Annotated in this window: 21 protein-coding genes, 2 tRNA genes and 1 pseudogene; 23 read left to right on the top strand and 1 reads right to left on the bottom strand. The window is 41.3% G+C overall.

From position 1 onward, the window contains the following. Positions 1 to 20 precede the first annotated feature (20 nt). A pseudogene (eno, locus tag ACTNB8_RS13745) lies at positions 21 to 881 on the top strand (phosphopyruvate hydratase); the annotation flags it as partial. A 53-nt stretch (positions 882 to 934) separates the two neighbouring features. On the opposite strand, the gene ACTNB8_RS13740 reads toward eno, so the two are convergent. After that, the gene (locus tag ACTNB8_RS13740) at positions 935 to 2,920 is read right to left on the bottom strand and encodes a hypothetical protein (RefSeq protein WP_441055592.1); all 1,986 of its coding nucleotides are present in this window, start codon (positions 2,918 to 2,920) and stop codon (positions 935 to 937) included. Positions 2,921 to 3,061: 141 nt separating this feature from the next. Here ACTNB8_RS13740 and secG point away from each other — a divergent pair, with 141 nt between their 5' ends. The 22 genes from secG to ACTNB8_RS13630 form a co-directional block, all read left to right on the top strand. Then, complete coding sequence (gene secG / locus ACTNB8_RS13735) at positions 3,062 to 3,301, top strand: preprotein translocase subunit SecG (protein WP_296157445.1); 240 nt, start codon at positions 3,062 to 3,064, stop codon at positions 3,299 to 3,301. Between the two features lie 73 nt (positions 3,302 to 3,374). Beyond that, positions 3,375 to 5,441 carry a ribonuclease R gene (gene rnr / locus ACTNB8_RS13730; protein ID WP_441055590.1) on the top strand — a complete coding sequence of 689 codons (2,067 nt, stop codon included), beginning with the start codon at positions 3,375 to 3,377 and terminating at the stop codon, positions 5,439 to 5,441. Beyond that, positions 5,414 to 5,881 carry an SsrA-binding protein SmpB gene (smpB, locus tag ACTNB8_RS13725; RefSeq protein WP_296157448.1) on the top strand — a complete coding sequence of 156 codons (468 nt, stop codon included), beginning with the start codon at positions 5,414 to 5,416 and terminating at the stop codon, positions 5,879 to 5,881. The genes rnr and smpB overlap by 28 nt, the downstream gene beginning before the upstream one ends. A gap of 139 nt (positions 5,882 to 6,020) precedes the next feature. Beyond that, positions 6,021 to 6,989 (top strand): hypothetical protein, encoded by a 969-nt coding sequence (locus tag ACTNB8_RS13720; protein ID WP_441055587.1) that lies wholly within the window; start codon positions 6,021 to 6,023, stop codon positions 6,987 to 6,989. 33 nt (positions 6,990 to 7,022) lie between these two features. Beyond that, entirely contained in the window at positions 7,023 to 7,718 is a 696-nt protein-coding gene (gene pyrH, locus ACTNB8_RS13715; RefSeq protein ID WP_441055585.1) for a UMP kinase, read from the top strand. A 35-nt stretch (positions 7,719 to 7,753) separates the two neighbouring features. Continuing rightward, complete coding sequence (gene frr, locus ACTNB8_RS13710) at positions 7,754 to 8,305, top strand: ribosome recycling factor (protein WP_441055583.1); 552 nt, start codon at positions 7,754 to 7,756, stop codon at positions 8,303 to 8,305. Positions 8,306 to 8,391: 86 nt separating this feature from the next. After that, positions 8,392 to 9,099 (top strand): isoprenyl transferase, encoded by a 708-nt coding sequence (locus tag ACTNB8_RS13705; protein ID WP_441055581.1) that lies wholly within the window; start codon positions 8,392 to 8,394, stop codon positions 9,097 to 9,099. A gap of 2 nt (positions 9,100 to 9,101) precedes the next feature. Further along, complete coding sequence (locus tag ACTNB8_RS13700; protein WP_441055579.1) at positions 9,102 to 9,896, top strand: phosphatidate cytidylyltransferase; 795 nt, start codon at positions 9,102 to 9,104, stop codon at positions 9,894 to 9,896. A gap of 12 nt (positions 9,897 to 9,908) precedes the next feature. Next, on the top strand, positions 9,909 to 11,051 hold the full coding sequence (gene dxr, locus ACTNB8_RS13695) for a 1-deoxy-D-xylulose-5-phosphate reductoisomerase (RefSeq protein ID WP_441055606.1): 1,143 nt from the start codon (positions 9,909 to 9,911) through the stop codon (positions 11,049 to 11,051). Position 11,052: 1 nt separating this feature from the next. After that, complete coding sequence (gene rseP, locus ACTNB8_RS13690) at positions 11,053 to 12,339, top strand: RIP metalloprotease RseP (protein WP_441055577.1); 1,287 nt, start codon at positions 11,053 to 11,055, stop codon at positions 12,337 to 12,339. Between the two features lie 115 nt (positions 12,340 to 12,454). Next, positions 12,455 to 13,723: a peptidoglycan-binding protein gene (locus tag ACTNB8_RS13685; protein ID WP_441055575.1), complete on the top strand. Its 1,269-nt coding sequence runs from the start codon at positions 12,455 to 12,457 to the stop codon at positions 13,721 to 13,723. Between the two features lie 80 nt (positions 13,724 to 13,803). Continuing rightward, positions 13,804 to 14,190: a PH domain-containing protein gene (locus ACTNB8_RS13680; protein ID WP_441055573.1), complete on the top strand. Its 387-nt coding sequence runs from the start codon at positions 13,804 to 13,806 to the stop codon at positions 14,188 to 14,190. A gap of 147 nt (positions 14,191 to 14,337) precedes the next feature. Then, positions 14,338 to 14,422: transfer RNA gene (locus ACTNB8_RS13675), tRNA-Leu, on the top strand. Positions 14,423 to 14,512: 90 nt separating this feature from the next. Next, positions 14,513 to 14,597, top strand: a tRNA-Leu gene (locus ACTNB8_RS13670). Positions 14,598 to 14,785: 188 nt separating this feature from the next. Next, complete coding sequence (locus tag ACTNB8_RS13665; protein WP_441055571.1) at positions 14,786 to 15,793, top strand: deoxyguanosinetriphosphate triphosphohydrolase; 1,008 nt, start codon at positions 14,786 to 14,788, stop codon at positions 15,791 to 15,793. 56 nt (positions 15,794 to 15,849) lie between these two features. Further along, the gene (gene dnaG / locus ACTNB8_RS13660) at positions 15,850 to 17,646 is read left to right on the top strand and encodes a DNA primase (protein WP_441055569.1); all 1,797 of its coding nucleotides are present in this window, start codon (positions 15,850 to 15,852) and stop codon (positions 17,644 to 17,646) included. 39 nt (positions 17,647 to 17,685) lie between these two features. Then, a complete protein-coding gene (gene rpoD / locus ACTNB8_RS13655; protein WP_441055567.1) occupies positions 17,686 to 18,810 on the top strand; it encodes an RNA polymerase sigma factor RpoD in 1,125 nt (374 codons plus the stop codon). Then, positions 18,810 to 19,520, top strand: a complete 711-nt coding sequence (locus ACTNB8_RS13650) for a tRNA (adenine(22)-N(1))-methyltransferase (protein ID WP_441055565.1) — start codon at positions 18,810 to 18,812, stop codon at positions 19,518 to 19,520. The genes rpoD and ACTNB8_RS13650 overlap by 1 nt, the downstream gene beginning before the upstream one ends. Continuing rightward, positions 19,510 to 20,292, top strand: a complete 783-nt coding sequence (locus ACTNB8_RS13645) for a Nif3-like dinuclear metal center hexameric protein (RefSeq protein WP_441055563.1) — start codon at positions 19,510 to 19,512, stop codon at positions 20,290 to 20,292. Before ACTNB8_RS13650 ends, ACTNB8_RS13645 begins: the two co-directional genes overlap by 11 nt. Positions 20,293 to 20,309: 17 nt before the next feature. Further along, positions 20,310 to 21,977, top strand: coding sequence for a nucleoside kinase (locus ACTNB8_RS13640; RefSeq protein WP_441055561.1), 1,668 nt, complete (start codon positions 20,310 to 20,312; stop codon positions 21,975 to 21,977). Between the two features lie 116 nt (positions 21,978 to 22,093). Beyond that, positions 22,094 to 23,356 carry a leucine-rich repeat domain-containing protein gene (locus tag ACTNB8_RS13635; RefSeq protein ID WP_441055559.1) on the top strand — a complete coding sequence of 421 codons (1,263 nt, stop codon included), beginning with the start codon at positions 22,094 to 22,096 and terminating at the stop codon, positions 23,354 to 23,356. Between the two features lie 108 nt (positions 23,357 to 23,464). After that, a partial coding sequence (locus ACTNB8_RS13630) for a helix-turn-helix domain-containing protein (protein ID WP_441055558.1) occupies positions 23,465 to 23,722 on the top strand: 258 nt, incomplete at its 3' end.

Raw genomic sequence — 23,722 nt, 5'->3', positions numbered from 1 at the left:
ATAAATCTCAAAAAATTTGTGTCATTAGCTTGACACAAGGGGGAAAGCATGCATCAAATACTGTTGATGTACAGGAATTTATGATCATGCCAGCGGGAGCCGGATCTTTTGATAATGCGATAGAAATGTGCGTCGAAATATATCAGTTCCTCAAAATCCTTATTAAAGAATATGGTCTGTCAACAGCTGTAGGTGATGAAGGTGGTTTTGCGCCTGATCTTGCGGACGCAGAGTCAGTGCTGAAACTTATTATGGAAGCATGTGCAAAAGCAGGATATCGTGGTGGAGAAGACGTATTTATTGCAATCGATGTGGCGGCAAGTGAATTATATGATGAAACTTCCGGAGTGTATCATTTTCCTGGAGAAAGTCGTATGAAAGGAAGGGAAATTCTGCGAGATACAGAAGAAATGATTTCATATTACGAAGAGCTTATAGAAAAGTATCCAATCGTGTCAATAGAAGACGGTCTGAGAGAAGATGACTGGGAGGGCTGGAAGCAGATGACAGAACGCCTGGGCGACAAGGTTCAATTGATCGGAGACGACCTTTTTGTAACTAATATAAAAAGACTGAAATGTGGAATCCGACTGGGAACTGCAAATGGAATCCTGATAAAAGTCAATCAGATAGGTACGCTCAGTGAGGCAATGGATGCGGTTGAGGTAGCTCAGAAAGCAGGATACAGGACGATAATTTCACACAGATCAGGCGAAACGGAAGATCCTTTTATTGCAGATCTTGCAGTAGCAGTAGGTGCCGGGCAGATCAAAACAGGTGCCCCATGCAGATCTGACAGAAATGCAAAATATAATCAGCTTTTGCGAATCGATGAATATCTTGGTGAACTCGCAGTTTTTGAAAATCCATTTGCAGAATAAAAGAAGTGTCGCAGACCAAAACAGATCTGCGGCACTTCTGTGTTGGAAATAACTTATATCCGGATATAATATTCAAGGACAGCTCCCTGGAATTCAAAAGTCTGTGCAATCTGATAATTGTTCAGAAGCCAGTCGGATTTATCTTTAGAACAATATTTCTGAAGACGTTTCACAGCGTTTTCACCAGCAAGAAAACAGGAAAGATTTTTTTTCTGGATATCCTCCATCACATGGTCACCAACTTCTGGTCGAAGAGATAGGTCTGCAAAATCCAGAGTGTAACACTGGGTATCCCATCGAAGCATGGCATAAATTTCAGGAACTCCTATTCCGAATCCATAGGTGTTTTCGGGAATGTTAGCAGCAACATTTGCGGCAAAATCATGCACTTCTGTTTTATTGTGCAACTGTTGGCGGAGGCTCATGTTTGAACCGTACTGAATGATATTTCCTGTGCAGATGCTGACCAGAATTACAATGGAGGTAACGGTAAAAGCTCCTTTATAAATCATATGTGTCTGATATTTTCGAAGATCACGGATACGGAAAGTGCTAACAAACTCCCAGCCACGTTCTGCGAGAATGCAGATGAGTAAAACAGCAGGCAGGTGGCAGATCTCGAGGTTATGATAAGCGGCACGGTTAATGAAATATGTCAGCTGCCCAAGTGTCAGGATTGATGCTGAAAAACTGTAACATGCCGGAAGAAGTGCATTGTCACTGGCAAAAGCGGAATGAATAAAACGTATTTTGGATATTCCCCATGCAAGTGCCAGAAACAGAAGTCCCATAACTGCCATGTAAGCACTTGGAAAATCCGGGAGATCAACACGGAGCAGATCATCCATATAGGAAGACTGCAGAAGCGGAAACAGGAATTCATGCAATCCTGCAGGTGCTCCGCCACAGGAAATGTTATATATTTCAACGATACCGTATGCACCAAGGAAAGAGAAAATAATTCCGGCAAGTTGCAGACAGATGTTTATAAAAGAATTTACAAAAGACCTTGAATGATCTGCAAGAATTTTAAGAATCCAGAAACCTGACCAGGCAACTGCGCAGAAAAGACCGCTTTCAGTATTCCAGAGAACACCGGCCATTGCAATAAGATATCCTAGAATACAGGTTATACGGTTAAGTTTATGATATCTAACACAAAAGGCTGTATAGCATAGCATAAGGCTCATAAAGAGAATACGGTGCGGCCACAGCTGCCAGTAGATTCCGCTGCGCATACTGAGAACAGGGAATGTCATGGCAATCGCTCCGAGTATTCTGAGGGAAGTTCTTCTGACCATGAAATGCAGAGCAAGAAACATGGCAAGGAAGCAGAGTGCACCAATACAACTGTTAAGGAATATGAAGTCAATAAAATCACCGCCCATAAGTTTGAGAGGCAGTTTGTAAAAAATACCATAATGTCCATAAATGCTTGTAGTATATGTGCTGTATGCATTTCCATGGAGTACGTTGTAAATGGAATTAAAATAAGCATCCATATGGAGGCGATCAGCCTCATCCCTGAGAAAAACTGCCGGTGTATAGAAGTTATAGGCAGTCAGCAGTGTAAAAATTCCATAAAGCAGGTACATAGAAAAATCCGGAGTGTTTAAAGTGCTTCTGCGCATAAGAAAAAGGAAAAAAATATTTTCGACGGTAATGCACAGGATCACAAGAAGCAGTGGCATATTATGCCAGATGTATCTGGAAGAAAAAGATGCATATACGTTCATTTCCATTTTGAACATAAAAAACAGAAAAACAAAGTCAGCTGCCAGAAGAAACAATGATACAACAAAGGCTGATGCGGGATTCTGTCTGTGACCGGAAACGGAGGTTCTACTGACCAGAAGACTTCCAAAAAAATAAGCTATGCAGAAGAGAACCACAGTGATTCCATAGGTAAGAAGATTAATATTTCCTTTTGATGCCACAACCTCGGAACATGAAGGAATCTTAAGTATTAAAGCGCCTGTTCCAAGGGAAAGGAACAGCGAAAAAAGAAATACATAAATTTTATTGTCAGTTGTTTTCATGGTATTCCATCCTTTATTTTAGTCTTATACAATAATCTATGAATAGCAGTGCTTTGTCAAGAGAAAAAACCCTAAAAATAGTTGAAATAACTGAAACGATATGTTACAATAACCACTAGTTGATTAGGAGGTGTAATCGAAGTGCAGATTTTAAGAATTATTCTGACTGTTATTTTTGCCATAGATTGTATTGCTCTTACTGTTGTTGTTCTTATGCAGGAAGGTAAACAGCAGGGTCTTGGTGGTACAATTTCAGGAGCCGCTGATTCTTACTGGGGAAAGAATAAAGGACGTTCCATGGAGGGCGGTCTTGTCAGAGCAACTACTGTCATGGCAGTTTTATTTTTTGTACTGGCAGCTGTTTTAAATATGAATTTCTAGGAATTGTCAGAAGAAAACACTCTTGTATGATCACAAGAGTGCTTTTTTTTCTCAAACAGGAAAAGGAGTATCATTGAGCAGAAAGAAAATATGGGAAAAAAGAAAGAAATTTCCCGGAAAAAAACAGATTATAAAACCCAAAAAGAAAAATATAAAAGAATATAAAAAACTTGGCCTTATTAAAGAAGGAACTTTTATCGGAAATCATAAAGGCTTTGGTTTTGTAGAACTTGAAGAGGAAGAAGAAGATATCTTCATTCCGGCTGATGCGACCGGCACAGCCATGCATCAGGACAAAGTCCAGGTTCTTCTGAAAAAGGAAAATAAAAGCGGGAAGCGAATAGAGGGAACTGTCATAAAAATCCTGGAACGTGGGAATCAGGAAGTTGTGGGAACTTTTCAGCGCGAGCGCGATTATGGATTTATCCTGTGTGATAATCAGAAATTTTCAAAAGATATATACATTTCAGCAAAAAATGCCAAAGGTGTCCGTGACGGTGACAAAGTCGTAGCCGAGATTATTGATTACGGTGATGAAAAGCACAAACCGGAGGGAAAAATAAAAGAAAATCTCGGAAGTATGAATGCTCCAGGAACAGATATCCTTGCGATTGTCAAAAGCTTCAATATTCCGACTGAATTTCCGGTTAAGGTGATGAACCAGGCACAGCGTGTGCCAGATCATGTACTGGAAGGCGACAGGAATGGCAGGCTTGATCTCACAGAACTTCAGACAGTGACTATTGACGGTGAAGATGCAAAAGATCTTGATGATGCTGTTACACTTACAAAAACAGGCGGAGTATATCATCTGGGTGTTCATATTGCTGATGTAAGTAATTATGTGCAGGGCGGCAGTGCCATTGACAGAGAAGCTTTAAAAAGAGGAACAAGCGTTTACCTGGCTGACAGAGTTATTCCGATGCTTCCGGAAAGACTTTCCAATGGTATCTGCTCCCTGAATCAGGGCGAAGAGAGACTGACTTTAAGCTGTCTTATGGATATAGATGAAAAGGGAAATGTAGTAGATCATAAGATCGCAGAGACGATCATCCGTGTAGACAGAAGGATGAGCTATAACCAGGTGAGATGTATTCTTGAAGATGGTGATACAGAGACAAGCAGAGAATACAGGGATTTTGTGCCGATGTTTTTCCTTATGAAAGAACTTTCAGTACTTCTGCGCAGTAAACGCCATCATAGAGGATCCATAGATTTCGACTTCCCGGAAAGCAAGATCACACTGAACGGTGCGGGACGTGCCATAGATGTCCAGCCATACGAAGCAAATGCAGCAACAGATATTATTGAAGATTTTATGCTGATGGCAAATGAAACTGTGGCAAAAGAATACTGTAAGGGAGAATATCCTTTTGTATATCGTACCCATGAAAATCCGGATCCTGAAAAAATCGAAAGTCTTCTTACCCTTCTCAGAAATCAGGGAATTAAAGTGCAGAAATCAGGAGAGGAAATCACTCCCAAGGAGATACAGGAAATACTTGGAAGTATACAGGGACTTCCAAATGAAACTATGATCAGCCGTCTGACTCTGCGGACTATGAAACAGGCACGATACACGACAGAATGCAGCGGACATTTTGGACTGGCTGCAAGATATTACTGTCATTTTACTTCTCCGATCCGCAGATATCCAGATTTACAGATCCACCGTATCATTCGTGATAATATAAGGGGGAGACTTGAACGGGAAGGCAGAACGGAACATTATAAAGAAATACTGGAAGAAGTGGCCCGTCAGTCCAGTACTTGTGAAAGAAGAGCACAGGAAGCGGAAAGAGAATCCGACAAACTGAAGAAAGCAGAGTATATGTCCTATCATCTTGGAGAGGAGTATGAGGGTATTATTTCAGGCGTTACAGCTTATGGTCTGTACGTGGAACTTCCGAATACGATAGAAGGCCTTGTACATGTAACCAGTCTGAATGATGATTACTACACTTACGATGAGGAGAACTTTGAACTTCGCGGAGATATGACAGGAAAGACCTATCACCTGGGACAAAAAGTACAGGTACGTGTTGCTGATGCAGATGCATTGAAAAGAACCGTTGATTTTACTATTACTGAAATAAAAGAGGAGGAAGAGCCATGGCAAAAAAATCAGGAATCAAACTGATCGCCAATAATAAAAAAGCCTTTCATGACTATTTTATAGAGGATACCTATGAAGCCGGAATTGCCCTTGTTGGAACGGAAGTCAAGTCTCTCCGCAATGGCAAATGCAGTATTAAAGAATCTTTTATCCGGACAGAGCAGGGAGAAGTTTACATTTACGGTATGCATATCAGTCCGTACGAAAAGGGAAATATATTCAACAAAGATCCACTCAGGGTACGCAAGCTGCTTTTACACAGATATGAGATTAATAAAATTGAGGGAAAGCTTCAGGAAAAAGGACTGACGCTCGTTCCGCTGAAGGTTTATTTTAAAGACAGTCTTGTAAAAATTGAGATTGGTGTTGCACGCGGTAAAAAGTTGTATGACAAACGACAGGATATTGCCCGTAAAGACCAGCGTCGTGAGGCTGAGCGTGAATTTAAAGTAAAGAATCTTTAATCCGTCTGCATTACCAACCTTTTAAAATTGTATGAATTTCACTTTCAATTGGTTGACAAGAATTGGATACTCTGTATAATTAAATTAAAACAAAAGACGTTTACAGGGTTATTCCATAACAGGAATGGGAGGAATTAAAATGATCAAAAAACGTTATTTTGCAGTTGCAGGACTGCTTATACTTGCGGTGGCGGCAGCAGGCTGTGGTAAAAAATCCGAAAATCAGCAGCAGACTGCTCAGGTGACTCCGACTCCGGCAACAGAAGATACCACGCCGACACCTACCATAGAACTGGTCGACATGGAAAAAACCGAAGAAAAAAACATTATGGGAGAAAAAACTTCCACAGCTTCCAAGCTGACAATTATAAACCAGACAGGATCTGAGATTAAGGCAATTTATATTCGTCAGACACCGGCTGATGAGGCAGATGAAGATGCACAGTACGAATGGGGTGATGATCTTGTAAGTGGAATGTTTACTCTGAAAAACGGGGACAGCGCTGTATATTATTATGAAAAAGATTCTTCTTCTGCAACTTATGATATTCGTATCACTTATACAGATGAAGAAAAGAATGAATGTTTCTTCCGTCAGCTTCCGCTGACCACAATTCAGAAAATCACTCTGAAAATGGATGGTGAAGATGAAGATGCAATTCCATATGCAACTTATGTGACATCTTCCGGCGGCTCAGAAGTTTCAACGCTTAATGATGTAAAGGAGCGACTGGGGCTTGATACAGATGAGGATTCTGATTCAGCAACACCGACACCAGTGCCGGATGATTCCAGTGTTCCGAGCAATGAGCCTGATCCGACCAGTACACCGGTTCCGGCAGAACCAGGCGATAACAATAATAATGATACTCCGAGTAATGGTGGAGATAACACCAATACAGAGCCTACTGACAGTACGATTGAAACAGCAAAAGGATATATTGGTAAGTCTGTGGATGATCTGATCGGGGCAGTAGGAGATGCACAATCTTCCGAATGGGATAATGATGAAACTACAGGTACTTCCGGTTACTATTATTATCCGAATTTTACAGTTGCAACTACAGTGGATGAATCAGGAAATGAAGTTGTAAGCGGAGTATGGTAATGTGATACCGGAAGGGGAAAGGATAAATATATAATGAAACGAATTTTACTGAAATTAAGCGGAGAGGCTCTTGCGGGAGCAAAAAAGACAGGATTTGATGAAGAAACAGTTATCGCAGTAGGCAAACAGATCAGGACAATTGTTGAAGAGGGAACTCAGGTTGGTATTGTTATTGGCGGAGGAAACTTCTGGCGAGGACGTACGAGTGAAACAATCGATCGCAATAAAGCGGATCAGATAGGTATGTTGGCTACTGTTATGAACTGTATTTATGTATCCGATATCTGCAGATATCTCGGATTGAAAACAGAGATTTTTACACCATTCGCATGTGGAGCATTTACGAAACTCTACTCCAAAGATGCAGTGGAAGAAGCTTTTTCAGAAGGCAAGATCCTGTTTTTTGCAGGCGGTACAGGTCATCCGTATTTCTCAACAGATACAGCCACTGTACTTCGTGCAGTAGAAATTGAAGCCGAAGCGATCCTTCTGGCAAAGGCAGTTGACGGAATCTATGACAGTGATCCGAAGGTAAATCCGAATGCTGTAAAATATGACGAGATCACTATCCAGGAAGTTGTAGATAAAAAACTTGCAGCAATGGATCTGACTGCTTCTATTATGTGTCTTGAACAGAAAATGCCGATGCTGGTATTTGGTCTGGAAGAAGAAAACAGTATTGTAAATACAGTTCATGGTAAGTTTTCAGGTACCAGAGTCACTGTTTAGCAAAACTAATATAAAAGTAAAGGGAGATTTAACAAATGGATGAAAGAGTTCAGAAATATGAAGGCAAAATGGAAAAGACTCTGAAGGGATTTGAAACAGAGCTAACCACAATTCGCGCGGGACGTGCCAATCCGCATATTCTTGACAAAATCGTGGTTGATTATTATGGATCACCTACACCGCTTCAGCAGGTTGCAAACATCACCGTACCGGAGGCACGTATGATTCAGATCCAGCCATGGGAATCCAGTCTGATCAAAGGAATCGAAAAAGCAATCCTAACCTCAGATCTTGGTCTGAACCCGAATAATGATGGAAAAATCATTCGTCTGGTTCTTCCGGAACTTACAGAAGAGCGTCGTAAAGAGCTGGTTAAAGATGTTAAGAAAAAAGGCGAGGCTGCAAAAGTTGCTGTACGTAACATCAGACGAGATGCAAACGATGCATTCAAGAAACTGGCCAAACAGGATGTTTCTGAAGATGAAATAAAAGATTTAGAAACAGCTGTACAGAAGCTGACAGATAAATACATTAAAGACATTGATGCAGCAGTAGATGTCAAATCAAAAGAAATTCTTACTGTATAATTATTTAAATGAACACATGGGGAGGAGAGCCGTAGTATCCGGCTCTCTTTCTGTTGCATATGATACAGAGAATGAGAGGAACGAATATGAATGTACCAAACCATATAGCCATTATTCTGGATGGTAACGGCAGATGGGCAAAGGCGAAGGGAATGCCAAGAAGTTATGGGCATATCAAGGGCTGTGCAAATCTGGAATCTATATGTGATGATATTAAAGATCTGGGTGTAAAATATCTCACAGTATACGCTTTTTCAACAGAAAACTGGAAACGTTCCAGAGAAGAAGTTGAAGGACTTATGAAACTGTTTCGCAGTTATCTGAAAAAGTGCCTTAAAAGTGCGGAAAAGAATCATATGAGAGTAAAAATCATCGGAGACCCAAGCGCATTTGCACCGGATATACAGGATAAAATCCGTGAGTTGGAAGAATTTTCGAAAGATTATGACGAACTGTATTTCCAGATAGCACTGAATTATGGGAGCAGAGATGAAATCATACGTGGGGTGCGCCGTCTGACCCAGGATGCGATTGATGGTAAGGTTAAACCGGAAGATATAAATGAAAATATTTTTGAAAATTACCTTGATACAGCAGGGATTCCTGATCCTGATCTGCTGATCAGAACAAGCGGAGAACAGAGACTTTCCAATTATCTTCTGTGGCAGCTGGCATATGCTGAATTCTATTTTACAGATGTGCCCTGGCCGGATTTCCATAAACCGGAACTGATCAAAGCTATCGAAAAATATAATGAAAGAGACCGAAGATACGGGGGAGTTAAGGAGGAATAAGGATGTTTAAGATACGACTCTTAAGCGGAATCCTTTTGGTGATTGCTGCTTTACTGACAATTATAAGTGGAGGCTATGTGCTTTTTATTACGCTTCTGTGCATTTCACTTATCGGAATGCAGGAATTGTACAAAGCAATGAGAGTTCATAAAGAAAAAGTCGAACTGCTGGAAATTACCGGATATCTGGGAGCGGTTCTTTATTATGGAACAGTGCTTCTTGATTTTGAACGTTATGGAACAATGGCAATTCTGATTGCTCTTGTTCTTCTGATGTTTGTTTATGTCTTTACCTATCCAAAATACAAAGCGGATCAGGTTATGGCGACATTCTTTGGGGTGGTTTATGTAGCAGTTATGCTGTCTTTTATTCTTCTGACCAGAAATCTGGAAGGTGGAAAATATATTGTATGGCTGATCTTTCTCTGCTCCTGGGGTTGTGATACCTGTGCATATTGTGTGGGAATGCTGATCGGCAAGCACAAAATGGCACCAGTACTCAGCCCGAAAAAGTCTGTGGAAGGTGGCGTGGGAGGCGTTGTCGGTGCTGCGCTTCTTGGCGTTATCTATGCAGCTGCAACAAATGGCCCGATGGCTGAATATGCAGTAATCTGCGGAGTTGGTGCGCTGATCTCGATGGTAGGAGACCTGGCTGCTTCTGCAATCAAAAGAAATCAGGGAATCAAGGATTACGGAAAACTTATACCTGGTCATGGCGGGATACTGGACCGTTTTGACAGTGTAATCTTTACTTCACCTGTGATTTTTTACCTTGCAAAAATTATTCTTGGATTATAATGGGAGTATATGATGAAAAAAATTGCGATTTTAGGTTCGACAGGCTCTATTGGAACACAGACGCTGGATGTTGTCCGTGCAAACGGTGATATTCAGGTCCTTGGAATCAGTGCGGGAAGAAATATTGCGAAATTGGAAGAGCAGGTAAGAGAATTTTCTCCAAAACTGGTCGCTGTATGGGATGAAAAAGCAGCCGGAGAACTGAAAATAAAAATTCAGGACACTGATACAAAAATAGTTTCCGGTATGGAGGGATTGTTGGAACTGGCGGCAATGCCTGAGACAGAAATCCTTGTGACAGCAATTGTCGGAATGCTTGGAATCCGTCCTACTGTTGAAGCAATCCGTGCAGGAAAAGATATTGCTCTTGCAAACAAAGAAACCCTGGTGACAGCCGGTCATCTTATAATGCCGATGGCAAAAGAATATGGGGTGCATATTCTTCCGGTCGACAGCGAGCACAGTGCTATTTTTCAGGCATTGAACGGTGAAGAACATAAAGAGATACATAAACTTCTTATTACTGCGTCAGGAGGTCCTTTCCGTGGAAAGAAACGAGCTGAACTTGCAAATGTAACGCTGGAAGATACACTGAAACATCCGAACTGGGTTATGGGACAGAAAATTACAGTGGATTCTGCGACTCTTGTAAATAAAGGACTTGAGGTTATGGAAGCCAGATGGCTCTTTGATGTAGATCTGGAGCATATCCAGGTTGTTGTTCAGCCACAGAGTGTGATCCATTCCATGGTAGAATTTAAAGATGGAGGTATCATTGCTCAGCTTGGCACACCTGATATGAGACTTCCTATTCAGTATGCACTGTATTATCCGCACAGAAGATATCTTGACGGAGAACGCCTTGATTTTGCGAAACTGAGACAGATTACTTTTGAAGAGCCGGATATGAATACATTCCTCGGGCTGCCGATGGCAATATATGCTTCCAGAGAGGGCGGTACGATGCCGACTGTATTTAATGCGGCAAATGAGCTGGCTGTCAGAAAATTTCTTCATAAAGAAATTGGTTTCCTGGATATTTATGATATTATCGGGCAGTCTATGGACAGACACCACAAAAGTGAAAATCCGGATCTTGATGAAATACTTGCAGTAGAAAACGATACATATCAGTGGATTGAAAGTAGGTGGTAAATTGAAAATTCTTATCGCGATCATTATTTTCAGTGCGATAATCCTGATACATGAATTTGGACATTTCCTTTTTGCAAAGCTTAACGGCATTGGGGTAACAGAATTTTCTCTTGGAATGGGACCAAGAATCTGCAGTTTTCAAAAAGGAGAAACAAAATATTCTCTGAAGATTCTTCCGATTGGAGGATCTTGTGCCATGGTTGGAGAGGATACTGCTGAAGAAGATGTTCCCGGTGCGTTTAATGCAGCTCCTGTCTGGGGCAGAATTTCTGTTGTTGCAGCAGGACCTGTTTTTAACTTTATTCTTGCTTTTATTCTTTCAGTCATTATAGTTTCCTTTGTTGGCTATGATCCGGCAGAGATTGTAGAGGTACAGGAGGGTTCACCGGCAGCAGAGGCCGGACTTCAGAAAGGTGATGTTATTGCGGAATATGACGGATATCATATTGATCTTGCGAAAGACCTCTACGTTTACAGTTATCTGAATGAACTTCAGGAAAAACCAATTACTCTCAAGGTTAAGAGAAATGGTGAAACAGAAACTGTTACCTATACACCGGACGCATCTGTGCGATATCTGCTTGGCTTTAATCGTTCAGACGTTTCTTCTATGACTGTTGAATCACTGATAGAGGGAATGCCACTGGAGCAGGCCGGGTTGAAAGCCGGTGATACGATTACGGCAATTAACGGAACAGAGATAGCTGACGGAGAAGCTTATGATGCATATATTGCAGAACATCCGCTTTCATCTGAACCGGTAGAGATTACGTATGAACGTGATGGCCTTGATTATACGGCAACTATCACACCCAAGGAATATCGTACACCACAGCTTGGATTTTCTTTCAATGTAGGCTATGAGAAAACACATGGACTTGGTGTTGTGAAATACGCTGCTCTTGATGTGAAATATATGGTAAGAACAACGATTCTCAGTCTTAAGGAACTTGTGACAGGACATCTGGGAATGAAGGACTTAAGCGGTCCTGTCGGTGTTGTTGATGCAATTGGAACCACATATGAAGAGAGCAAGAGTGAGGGTACTCTGATGCTCTGGATGAATATGATGAATATGGCGGTACTTCTTTCTGCCAATCTTGGAGTAATGAATCTGCTGCCTCTTCCGGCTCTTGATGGAGGGAGACTTGTTTTTCTGATTGTTGAAGCAATACGCAGAAAACCTGTGAACCGTGAAGTTGAAGGTATGATTCATTTTGCCGGTCTGATGGTGCTGATGCTGCTGATGGTATTTGTCATGTATAATGATTTTATGAAAATATTCTAACTGTAATTACAGAGAGGATCAGAAATGGTTCTCTCTGTTTTTTTAATTAATATTTGTGCCGGATACACCTTGTACTGCATAGAATGTACGGAGAGCTTTTGGGCAGGAGAAGCAGATGGAATTTTATAATAAAATAAAATGTCAGCAGGATCAGACAGATCAGGGGAAATTAAAAGTAAGTGTTTTTACGGAAGACGGAACGCGTCCGGTGGAAAATGCGCTGGTGAAAATTTCTTATACAGGAGAAAGCGGCCAGACAATTGAAGAGTTGCAGACAGATTCGTCGGGGCAGACACCGGTGCTGGATTTGAAAACACCGCCTCTTGAATACAGTATGGAACCCGGGGAAGAGCAGCCATATGCAGAATATACAGTTCAGGTACAGGCAGAGGGGTTTGAAAATTTGGAAATTGCAGGAATACAGGTGCTTCCGGGAGTGCTGGCACAGCAGCAGATGAAAATTGCTTTTCAGGCAGAAGCTTCATTTGAACGTATTGTGATCGGACCCCATACATTATTTGCTGAATATCCTCCCAAGATTGAAGAAGCAGAGATCAAACCAATAGATGAAAGCGGAGAGATCGTTCTGAGCAGGGTGGTCATACCGGAATATATTGTAGTTCATGATGGGTCAGTGAATGATACAACAGCCTCAAATTATTATGTTCGATATAAAGATTATATCAAAAATGTCGCCAGCAGCGAGATCTATGCAACCTGGCCTGATGATACGATCCGTGCAAATGTACTGGCAATCATGTCTTTTACATTGAATCGTGTTTATACGGAATGGTACCGGAATAAGGGCTACGACTTTACAATTACCTCGTCAACAGCTTATGATCATAAATGGATCCGTGGCAGAAATGTCTTTGACAGCATTTCCAGAATTGTAGATGAATTATTTGAGAATTATCTTTCACGACCAGATGTTCGCCAGCCAATTCTTACACAATATTGTGACGGGCGACAGGTACAATGCAGAAATCGTGGCTGGATGACGCAATGGGGCAGCAAATCGCTTGGAGATCAGGGGTATTCCCCGATTGAGATTCTGAGATATTTCTACGGAAATGATATGTACATCAATGTTGCAGAAGAAATTTCGGGAATTCCGGCCTCCTGGCCCGGCTATGACCTGAATATAGGGGCAACAGGAGAAAAAGTGCGTCAGATGCAGGAACAGCTAAATGTTATATCGGGAGCATATCCGGCAATTCCAAAAATTACAGAAGATGGTATCTACGGACAGGAAACACAAAATTCAGTAGAAAAATTCCAAAGTGTGTTCGGACTTCCTGCGACAGGAATTACAGACTATCCAACATGGTACAAAATTCAGGAAATTTATGTTGCAGTCAGCCGAATTGCAGAGTTAAATTAAGAACAAACGTTGTGCACTGTCTGGAAATCAGGCATTTACTGTGATATAATAAACAGAAAATGAAACGGGAGGAAATGCTGATGAGCTACAAAGAGAAAAAAAGATCTATGTTTCTGGGAATGCCATGGACTTTTACTTCTTATACAGTAACAGATGAAATTATTACAATTAATACCGGATTATTAAGAAAAGAAGAGAACGACTGTTACTTATATAAAGTAATCGATGTTCGTCTGGAGAATACCCTGCTGGAGCGGATCCTTGGTCTTGGAACCATTCATTGCTTTACAGGCGATGTTACAGATCCGGATCTGAAACTCAGTCATATTAAAAATGCCAAAGAAATCAAAGATTATATTCTGAAACAGTCAGAGCAGGAACGATTAAAAAGAAAAACATTAAATATGCAGCATCTGGATGGGAATCCGGGAATGAGCAGAATGGCTGAAACAGACAGCTGCCGGTAAACCGGTAGCTGCTGAAAAAGCAACAGAATTGAACTAAAAATATAAAAAATTAAAAAAATTCAAAAAAAGGTGTTGACTTTACTATAAGTCTCTGGTATTATATCACTTGTCGCAAGGAACGAAATAAAATCTTGCGAAACATAATATGCGGAAGTGTCGGAACTGGCAGACGAGCAAGACTAAGGATCTTGTAAGCATTGCGCTTGTGTGGGTTCAAGTCCCATCTTCCGCATAAACTAAAAAAGGTGTTGACAATTGTTGATTCCTTTGATATAATATTTGTTGTCGCGAGGAAGCATAACGCTCCCATGAAATGCGATATGCGGAAGTGTCGGAACTGGCAGACGAGCAAGACTAAGGATCTTGTGAGCATTGCGCTCGTGTGGGTTCAAGTCCCATCTTCCGCATGTGAAGCTCCTGAATATCAGGAGCTTTTTTCTTTATGCTTTTCTATAAAATTCATAAAATAAAATCATTGTCAAATTTTTTTTGAAAAAAAGAGGAATTTGTGACTTTGTGTAGAATATAATTAATAAGAGGTATTTTTCGTAACTGTTCACAGCAATACTTTTGTCAGTCTGTGGAGGGCTTGCCTATGAATATCAGAGAAACAATGGAACAGAGAGAACTTGAACTTCTCAGTCCATTTGCAGCACACAGCATACATTCCCGTGGAAGAGAACGGCCAGAAGAAGAATGTGATGTCCGTACTGTTTATCAACGGGACAGAGACCGAATTCTTCACAGCAAGGCATTTCGGCGTCTGAAAGACAAAACACAGGTATTTCTGGCTCCAAACGGAGACCATTACAGAAATCGTCTTACCCATACGTTGGAAGTGTCACAGATTGCAAGAACCATTGCAAAGGCACTTCGAGTGAATGAAGATCTGGTAGAGGCAATTGCGCTGGGGCATGACCTGGGACATACGCCGTTTGGACATGCAGGAGAGAGGGCACTGGATGAAATCCATCCGGGTGGATTTGCACATTATAAACAAAGTATCCGGGTTGTGCAGATTCTTGAAAAAAACGGTGAGGGACTAAATCTTACCTGGGAGGTAAGAGATGGCATACTGAATCATCGACTCAGTGGTAAACCGGCTACCCTGGAGGGACAGATTGTCCGGCTTTCTGACAAAATAGCGTATATACATCATGATATGGATGATGCGCAGCGAGCAGGTATCATAACTGAGGATGACATACCGATAACGCTCAGACTGCTTCTTGGCTATACGACAAGAGAACGGTTAAACACTTTTGTTCATGATATTATCGAGAACAGTATGGACAAAAATTGTATTGAGATGTCAATAGATATTTATAAGGCGCTTATGGATCTTAGAACAATTATGTTTCAGAATGTCTATATGAATCCAAGAGCAAAGAAGGAAGAACAGAAGGCAATTAAATTACTGAAAGAACTTTATGAATATTATATAAAACGTCCATCAGCCATGTCATCTGAATATCAGGTACTGATGAAAAGAGGAGAATCACTTGCACAGGCTGTATGTGACTATCTGTCTGGTATGACGGATAAGTATTGCATGGAAAAATTCCGTGAAATATACATACCAAGAGCCTGGGAGGGAGATTGAGCAGCAACAGATTATCTGCTCCGCAGGTAATGATCATATAACAGAGGAGGAAGGATATGCGTTATTCGGACGATATCATTGAAGAAGTACGACAGAAGAATGATATTGTAGACGTAGTGTCCCAATATGTAAAACTGACCAGAAAAGGCAGTTCATATTTTGGACTCTGTCCTTTTCATAATGAAAAAACTCCATCGTTTTCCGTAACACCTGGAAAACAGATGTATTACTGCTTCGGATGCGGAGCAGGAGGAAATGTATTCAATTTTATCATGGAATATGAGAATTATACTTTTGGTGAAGCCTTGAAACATCTTGCAGACAGAGCCGGAGTTGAGCTTCCACAGATTGAATACTCAAAAGAAGTTAAAGAAAAAGCACAGCAGAAAGCAGAACTGCTGGAAATAAACAAACAGGCAGCACAGTATTTTTACTATCAGCTTCGTACAGAAAAAGGCAGGCAGGGCCTCCAGTATCTTACCGGACGCGGACTGAGCGAAGAGACTATGAGAAAATTCGGTCTGGGGTATTCGGACAAATTCAGTGACGGTCTTTACCGTTATCTGAAAGGCAAAGGATATAAAGACGACAGACTCAGGGAATCGGGACTTTTTAATGTAGATGAACGTCATGGAATGTATGATAAATTCTGGAACAGAGTTATATTCCCGATCATGGATGTCAATAACAGGGTTATCGGATTCGGTGGCAGAGTCATGGGTGATGGCAAACCTAAATATCTGAATTCACCGGAAACGAAAATTTTTGATAAAAGCCGTAATCTGTACGGTCTGAACATTGCACGTACAACAAGAAAAAAATATCTGATCCTCTGCGAAGGATATATGGATGTTATTTCCATGCATCAGGCAGGGTTTACAAATGCAGTTGCATCTCTTGGTACAGCGTTGACGTCAGGACATGCAAGCCTTCTGAAACGCTACACGCAGGAAGTGCTGCTTCTGTATGACAGTGATGAAGCAGGAATAAGAGCCGCACTCAGAGGAATTCCGATTCTCCGGGAAGCCGGGGTGAATTCCCGAGTTGTGAATCTGAAACCTTACAAAGATCCGGATGAATTTATTAAGAATATGGGAGCGGAAGCTTTTGAGGAAAGACTCAACCAGGCCTCTGACAGTTTCATGTTCCGTGTCGGAATTGCGGAGGGAGAATTTCCGATGGAGGAGCCACAGGGACAGAACCGTTTTTTCGAAAGATGTGCGGAAATGCTTCTGGAACTGAAAGATGAACTTGAGAGAAATCTGTATATAGAAGCAATTGTCAAAAAATATCGAAGCATTTATGGCGTGAGTGTTGAAGATCTCCGAAAACGTGTCAATACACTTGCACTTAAAGGAACACCCGCCGAAAGCAGGTTTCAGCCACGGAGCGGCACCAAAGAAAAGAAAAAACGGGATTCCGCTTCAGATCAGGCACAGAAACTGATGTTGACCTGGCTGGTTACTTATCCCGGAATTTTTGACAAAGTTGCACAGTATCTTACACCAGAAGATTTTGTGGTACCTCTGTACCGTGAAGTGGCCGGAATGCTGTTTCAGCAACATACAGAGGGAAATATAAATCCTGCAAAACTTCTGAACAGCTTTACCGACAGTGAAGAGCAGAGAGAAGTAGCATCACTTTTCAATGCCACGATCCATCTGGAAACACCTCAGGAACAGGATCAGGCATTTGCAGACACATTGCTTCGAATTAAGTCGGAAAGCCTTGCAGAAAGAAACCGTAACTGGGATCCTACAGACATGCAGGGTTTACAGGAAATAGTAAAGGCTAAAAAAGATTTGGAAGAACTTGGACGGAAACGTCGGGAACTGCATATTTCTTTTGAATAAGGATAAAATATAAACACTATATGGAGGGAATGAGCACCTATGGAAATGAATATGGGCAAATTCAGCGAAAAACTGGTTGGACTTCTGGAGCTGGCAAAAAAGAAAAAAAATGTACTGGAATATCAGGAAATCAGCGATTACTTTAAAGATCAGCCGCTGGAAGTAGAACAGATGGAAAAGGTTCTGGATTTTCTGGAAGCCAGTGGAGTGGATGTGCTCCGTATTTCCGGTAATGATGAGGAACTGATTCTGGATGACGACGGAGATATAGACAAACTTGATGACGAGGAAGAAATTGAACTCGATAAGATTGACCTGTCTGTTCCGGAGGGAGTAAGCATTGAAGACCCGGTACGTATGTATCTGAAGGAAATAGGTAAAGTCAGTCTTCTTACAGCTGATGAGGAGATTGAACTTGCCAAACGTATGGAACAGGGTGATGAGGAAGCCAAGAAGCGCCTTGCCGAAGCAAACCTGCGACTTGTTGTCAGCATTGCCAAACGTTATGTTGGACGTGGAATGCTTTTCCTCGATCTAATCCAGGAAGGAAATCTTGGTCTTATCAAGGCAGTTGAGAAATTTGATTACCGTAAGGGCTATAAATTCAGTACTTATGCTACATGGTGGATCCGTCAGGCAATCACTAGGGCAATTGCAGACCAGGCACGTACGATCCGAATTCCGGTTCATATGGTTGAAACGATCAACAAGTTGATCCGTGTTTCACGTCAGCTGCTTCAGGAACTTGGACGTGAACCTACCCCGGAAGAAATTGCTGAGGAAATGGACATGTCTGTTGAACGAGTACGTGAGATCCTCAAGATTTCCCAGGAGCCAGTATCATTGGAAACTCCGATCGGTGAGGAGGAAGACAGCCATCTCGGAGATTTTATCCAGGATGATAATGTTCCGGTGCCAGCAGATGCAGCAGCGTTCACACTTCTGAAAGAACAGCTGATCGAAGTACTGGGAACACTTACAGAAAGAGAACAGAAAGTTCTTCGCCTTCGTTTCGGACTTGATGACGGACGTGCACGTACTCTTGAGGAAGTAGGTAAAGAATTCAATGTTACAAGAGAGCGTATCCGTCAGATCGAAGCCAAAGCTCTCCGCAAACTTCGTCATCCGAGCCGAAGTCGCAAGCTGAAGGATTATCTGGACTGATGGGTGTGACGGTACAGCTTTCTGAGAGGCTGAGAACAATTGCCGGAATGATAACGGAAGGAAACCGGCTGGTAGATGTGGGCTGCGATCATGGATATCTGCCGGTATACCTGATATCTGAAAAAAAGATTTCAAAAGCCATTGCAACAGACGTTGGTAAGGGTCCGCTGGCAAGAGCCAGAGAACATATTGCGAAATATAATCTGGGCGAATACATAGAAACACGTCTGTGCGACGGACTTTCGGGAATCAATCCCGGTGAGGGAGATTCACTTGTAATAGCAGGAATGGGTGGCCCTCTGATGGAAAAAATACTCTCTGCAAACTGGGAAACAACAGATTCTTTTCAGGAACTGGTTCTTCAGCCACAGTCAGATATTCCACATTTTCGGAAGTTTCTTATGGAAAACGGATACAGTATTATCGAAGAAAAAATAATTCTTGAAGACGGAAAGTTTTATCCAATGATGAAAGCAGTCAAAAAAAAGGAGCAGGAGAGTTGGACAGTGGAAGAACTTATGTTTGGACGTTATCTTCTTGCTGAAAAAAATCCTGTTCTTCATCAGTTTCTCCTGAGAGAAATGAATATTCGAAAAAAAATTCTTACAAGTCTCAGAACAGCTGAAACAGAGGAGGCTTTGCGTCGCAGAAATGAAGTAGAGGAGGAGAGGCAGCTGACACAGGCTGCTCTTGACAGCTATGAAAGTTAAAAAACTCACAGACTGGCTTACAGCACAGTACCCGCCATCTATGGCAGAGGACTGGGATAATGTCGGATTACTGGTGGGAGACGATACCAGAGAGGTAAATCATGTGTTCCTGGCGCTTGACCTGACCGAGGATACTCTGGAACAGGCCGTAACAGCCGGAGCAGACATGATTATTACTCATCATCCAATGATATTTGGCGGGATCAAAAAGATAAATAATCATTCTTTTACAGGAAGACGGATTCTTAAACTTATTCGAAATGACATTCAGTATTATGCCATGCATACAAATTATGATGTGCTTGGAATGGCGGATCTGAGTGCTGATTATCTTGAGCTTACGGACAGAGAAGTACTTTCTGTGACAGCTGAAACAGAAAACAGGGTGGAAGGTTTTGGACGTGTGGGAAATCTTCCATCGGAAATGACGCTGAAGGAATGTGGAGAATTTGTCAAAAAAGCCCTTTCACTTAATGATGTAAAGATTTATGGTGATCCGGAACGGAAGGTCAGAAAGGCTGCAATCTGTACTGGCAGTGGCAAAAGCATGATATCAGATGTTCTTGCAAAAGGTGCAGATGTTTATGTGACAGGCGATATTGACCATCATACGGGAATTGATACAGTTGCAGAAGGGCTGACAATTATTGATGCCGGTCATTATGGCACTGAATACATTTTTATGGAAGCCATGAAAGAAAAACTGAATAAAGCATTTAATGATCTGAAAATAACCTGCGCAAAGGTAAAAAGCCCATATACTATACTGTAAGAAGTGGGAGGGATTTTATGGAACAGAAACTTTTGAAAGTGACGTATGAAAGTCAGGTAAAAGAATATCCTTATGGCACAACTTACCGGGATATTGTCAGTGAGTATCAGGATAAAGTGCAGTTTCCAATTATCCTTATTACAGCAAACGGACGTCTGAGAGAACTCCACAAACGTCTGAAAGAAGACTGTGAGATTGGATTTGTGACCATACGTAATGATGTCGGTTATAAAACATACAAAAGAAGTGCCTGCTTTGTGCTTCTGAAGGCTATTTATGATGTAGCCGGCAAAGAAAATGTCAATAAAGTTGAAATCCACTATTCTGTTGGTTCGGGATATTATTTTACCATGGACGGAAGTACGGTTCTCAATGAAGAATTTCTTGAACAGGTCAAAAACCGTATGCAGGAGCTTGCAGATGCTAAAATACCGATACAGAAACGTTCTGTGAATACAGATGAGGCAATTGCATTGTTTCACAGACACCATATGTATGATAAGGAAAAACTGTTTCACTATCGCAGAGTTTCCAAAGTAAATATTTACAGTATTGACAGTTATGAAGATTATTTTTATGGATACATGGCGGATAACACCGGTTATATTAAATACTTTGATTTGAAAATGTATGATGAGGGATTTGTTCTTGAACTTCCGGAATTCACCCATCCGACAGAACTTCCGGAATTTAAACCGGAGGAAAAAATCTTCCAGGTGCAGAAAGAATCACAGGAATGGGCAGAAAAAATGGATATTTCCTATGTGGGTGATCTGAATGACAGGATCACAAAGGAAGGAGTCCGCAGTATTCTGCTTGTACAGGAAGCGCTTCAGGAAGCGAAAATATCAAGAATCGCACAGCATATTGCAGAATCCGGAAACAAGAAATTCATTATGATCGCAGGTCCGTCCTCTTCAGGCAAAACTACTTTTTCACACAGACTGTCAGTACAGCTGACAGCACATGGCATGAAGCCGCATCCCATTGCAGTGGATAATTATTTTAAAAACAGAGAAGATACACCGCTGGATGAATTTGGCGAGAAAAATTTTGAGTGTCTTGAGGCTATTGATGTAAAACAATTTAACGAAGATATGCTTGCGTTACTCCGAGGAGAGAAAGTTGAACTGCCTGTATTTAATTTCAAGACAGGACTTCGGGAATACAAGGGAGACTATCTTCAGCTAGGAAAAGACGATGTACTTGTTATTGAGGGAATTCATGGGTTGAACGACAGACTCAGTTATGCACTTCCTTCTGAGAGTAAATATAAGATTTACATCAGTGCTTTAACTCAGCTGAATATTGATGAACATAACCGCATTCCGACCACAGACGGCCGTCTGATCCGCCGTATTGTGCGTGATGCACGGACAAGAGGAACTTCTGCGAAAGAGACTATAGCAAGATGGCCATCCGTACGGCGAGGTGAAGAGGCAAATATCTTCCCGTATCAGGAACAGGCAGATGTTATGTTTAATTCAGCTCTTGTATATGAGCTGGCATGTCTTAAGGTATATGCGGAACCATTGTTATTTGGAATTGATAAAAATGAACCGGAGTATCTGGAGGCGAAACGTCTTCTGAAATTCTTTGATTATTTTGTTGCAGTTCCAAGCGAGGAAATCCCGAAGAATTCTCTATTGAGGGAATTTGTAGGTGGAAGTTGCTTTGATGTATAAAAACAGAGTAGGTATTATAGATAGGGGTGCCCCCAATATTTTAGAATAGAATCTACAGAAATGTAGAAAAACGTATAAAAATCAGGAAAATTGTAGCAATTGGACTTTCTGCACTGATGGTGATGAGTTTTGGCGGAAGCGTTTATGCGGAGGATTTTGCAGATTGGGAGGTTGCCTCCCAGGCAGGAGAAAGCAGCAGTGAGAGTAATGTATACAATGGAGTCTGGTACTCATGGGGATGGAATGATGATGGAGGAGTTCTGCTCAAAACAGCGGAGCCTGCTGATCCCTCATCGGGATACCCTGCTGAAGTGACAATTCCTGCCGTACGTATGATTGATGGCAAAGAAGTGCCGGTAACCGGTCTTGGTGATGTGTTATTCAGTACGGCTAAACGCGCTACGATTAAAAAAGTCACAATGCCAGATACAGTAACTGTAATTGGTTCAGGTGCATTTGAAGGCTGTACAAATCTGGAGAGTATTACCCTGTCTAAAAAACTGAAAGAGATACAGGCGAAAGCTTTTTATGGCTGTACCAGTCTGAAAAGCATAGTCCTTCCGGACAGCATGCAGAAAATAGGTATGAGTGCGTTTGAAGGCTGTTCCTCCCTTTCAAACGTAATTCTTGGAAACGGTTTAAGTTATATAGATGTATGGGCATTTAATTCCTGTTCGTCTCTGAAAAGTATCACAATACCACGAAATGTTACAACAATTGGTGGCATGCATAAAATATTCAGCAACAGCATGCATGTGACAGTTTACGGATATACCGGTTCCGCCGCAGAAAAGAAATTTGCCAGCGACAGTAATGTTACATTTGTTGCTCTTGACAAAAAATCAAACTCTGCATCTGGTCAGAATACAGGCGTTAGTATCAAAGCATCCGATAAGACTATGACAGCCAGTGCTTCCAAAAAACAGACATGGACAATTGGCGCGAAGGCTTCCAATGGTGCGAAGCTTACTTATACGAGCAGTAATTCTAAGGTGAAAGTATCTTCCGCAGGTAAGGTAACTGTTCCGAAAAAATTTGCTGGTAAGGTGAAAATCACAATCAAGACCGGAAAAGTATCAAAAACAGTTACTCTTACTGTGAAAAAAGCTGCGAATCCGATGAAGATTGTCAAAAAAAATCAGAAGGTTAAAGCATCCGCTGTAAAGAAAAAAGCAAAAACCTTTAGGATTAAAGTGACTAAAGCCCAGGGAAAGGTTTCCTATAAGTCATCAAATTCCAAATATGTAAAAGTATCAGGTAAGGGTAAAGTTACTGTTAAAAAAGGCTGCCCGAAAGGTACCTACAAGATTACTGTCACCGCAAAAGGTAAAGGAATTTATAACAAAAAATCCAAGACACTTACTGTCAGAGTGAAATAATAAGTTTTATACAAGCGAAATACAGAAAGAGCATCCTGAAAAGTCAGTTAGTGAACCGACCCCCAGAAGTTAGACCCCAAAATCTAACTATTGGAGGTCGGTTTTCTTATGGCAAAATATAACTTTGAGCTTAAGAAAAAAATTGTTCTAGAGCATCTAAGTTTAGGTGTTGGTTCAAAAGCACTAGCAAAAAAATATAATGTTAAAAGTGCTAGACAGATTCGACAATGGATTCATAATTATAATGAGTTTGGTGAGGAAGGCTTAAAAAGAAGTAGACAGAAGAATAATTATTCTTTTGAATTCAAGCTTCATATGGTAGAATCTTATTTATCAAACGAGGTCTCATATGAGGAACTGGCATTA

Source organism: Blautia sp. HCP28S3_G10, from assembly GCF_052065235.1.
Classification (GTDB): domain Bacteria; phylum Bacillota; class Clostridia; order Lachnospirales; family Lachnospiraceae; genus Blautia_A.
This window is presented reverse-complemented; position numbering and strand designations above follow the sequence as displayed.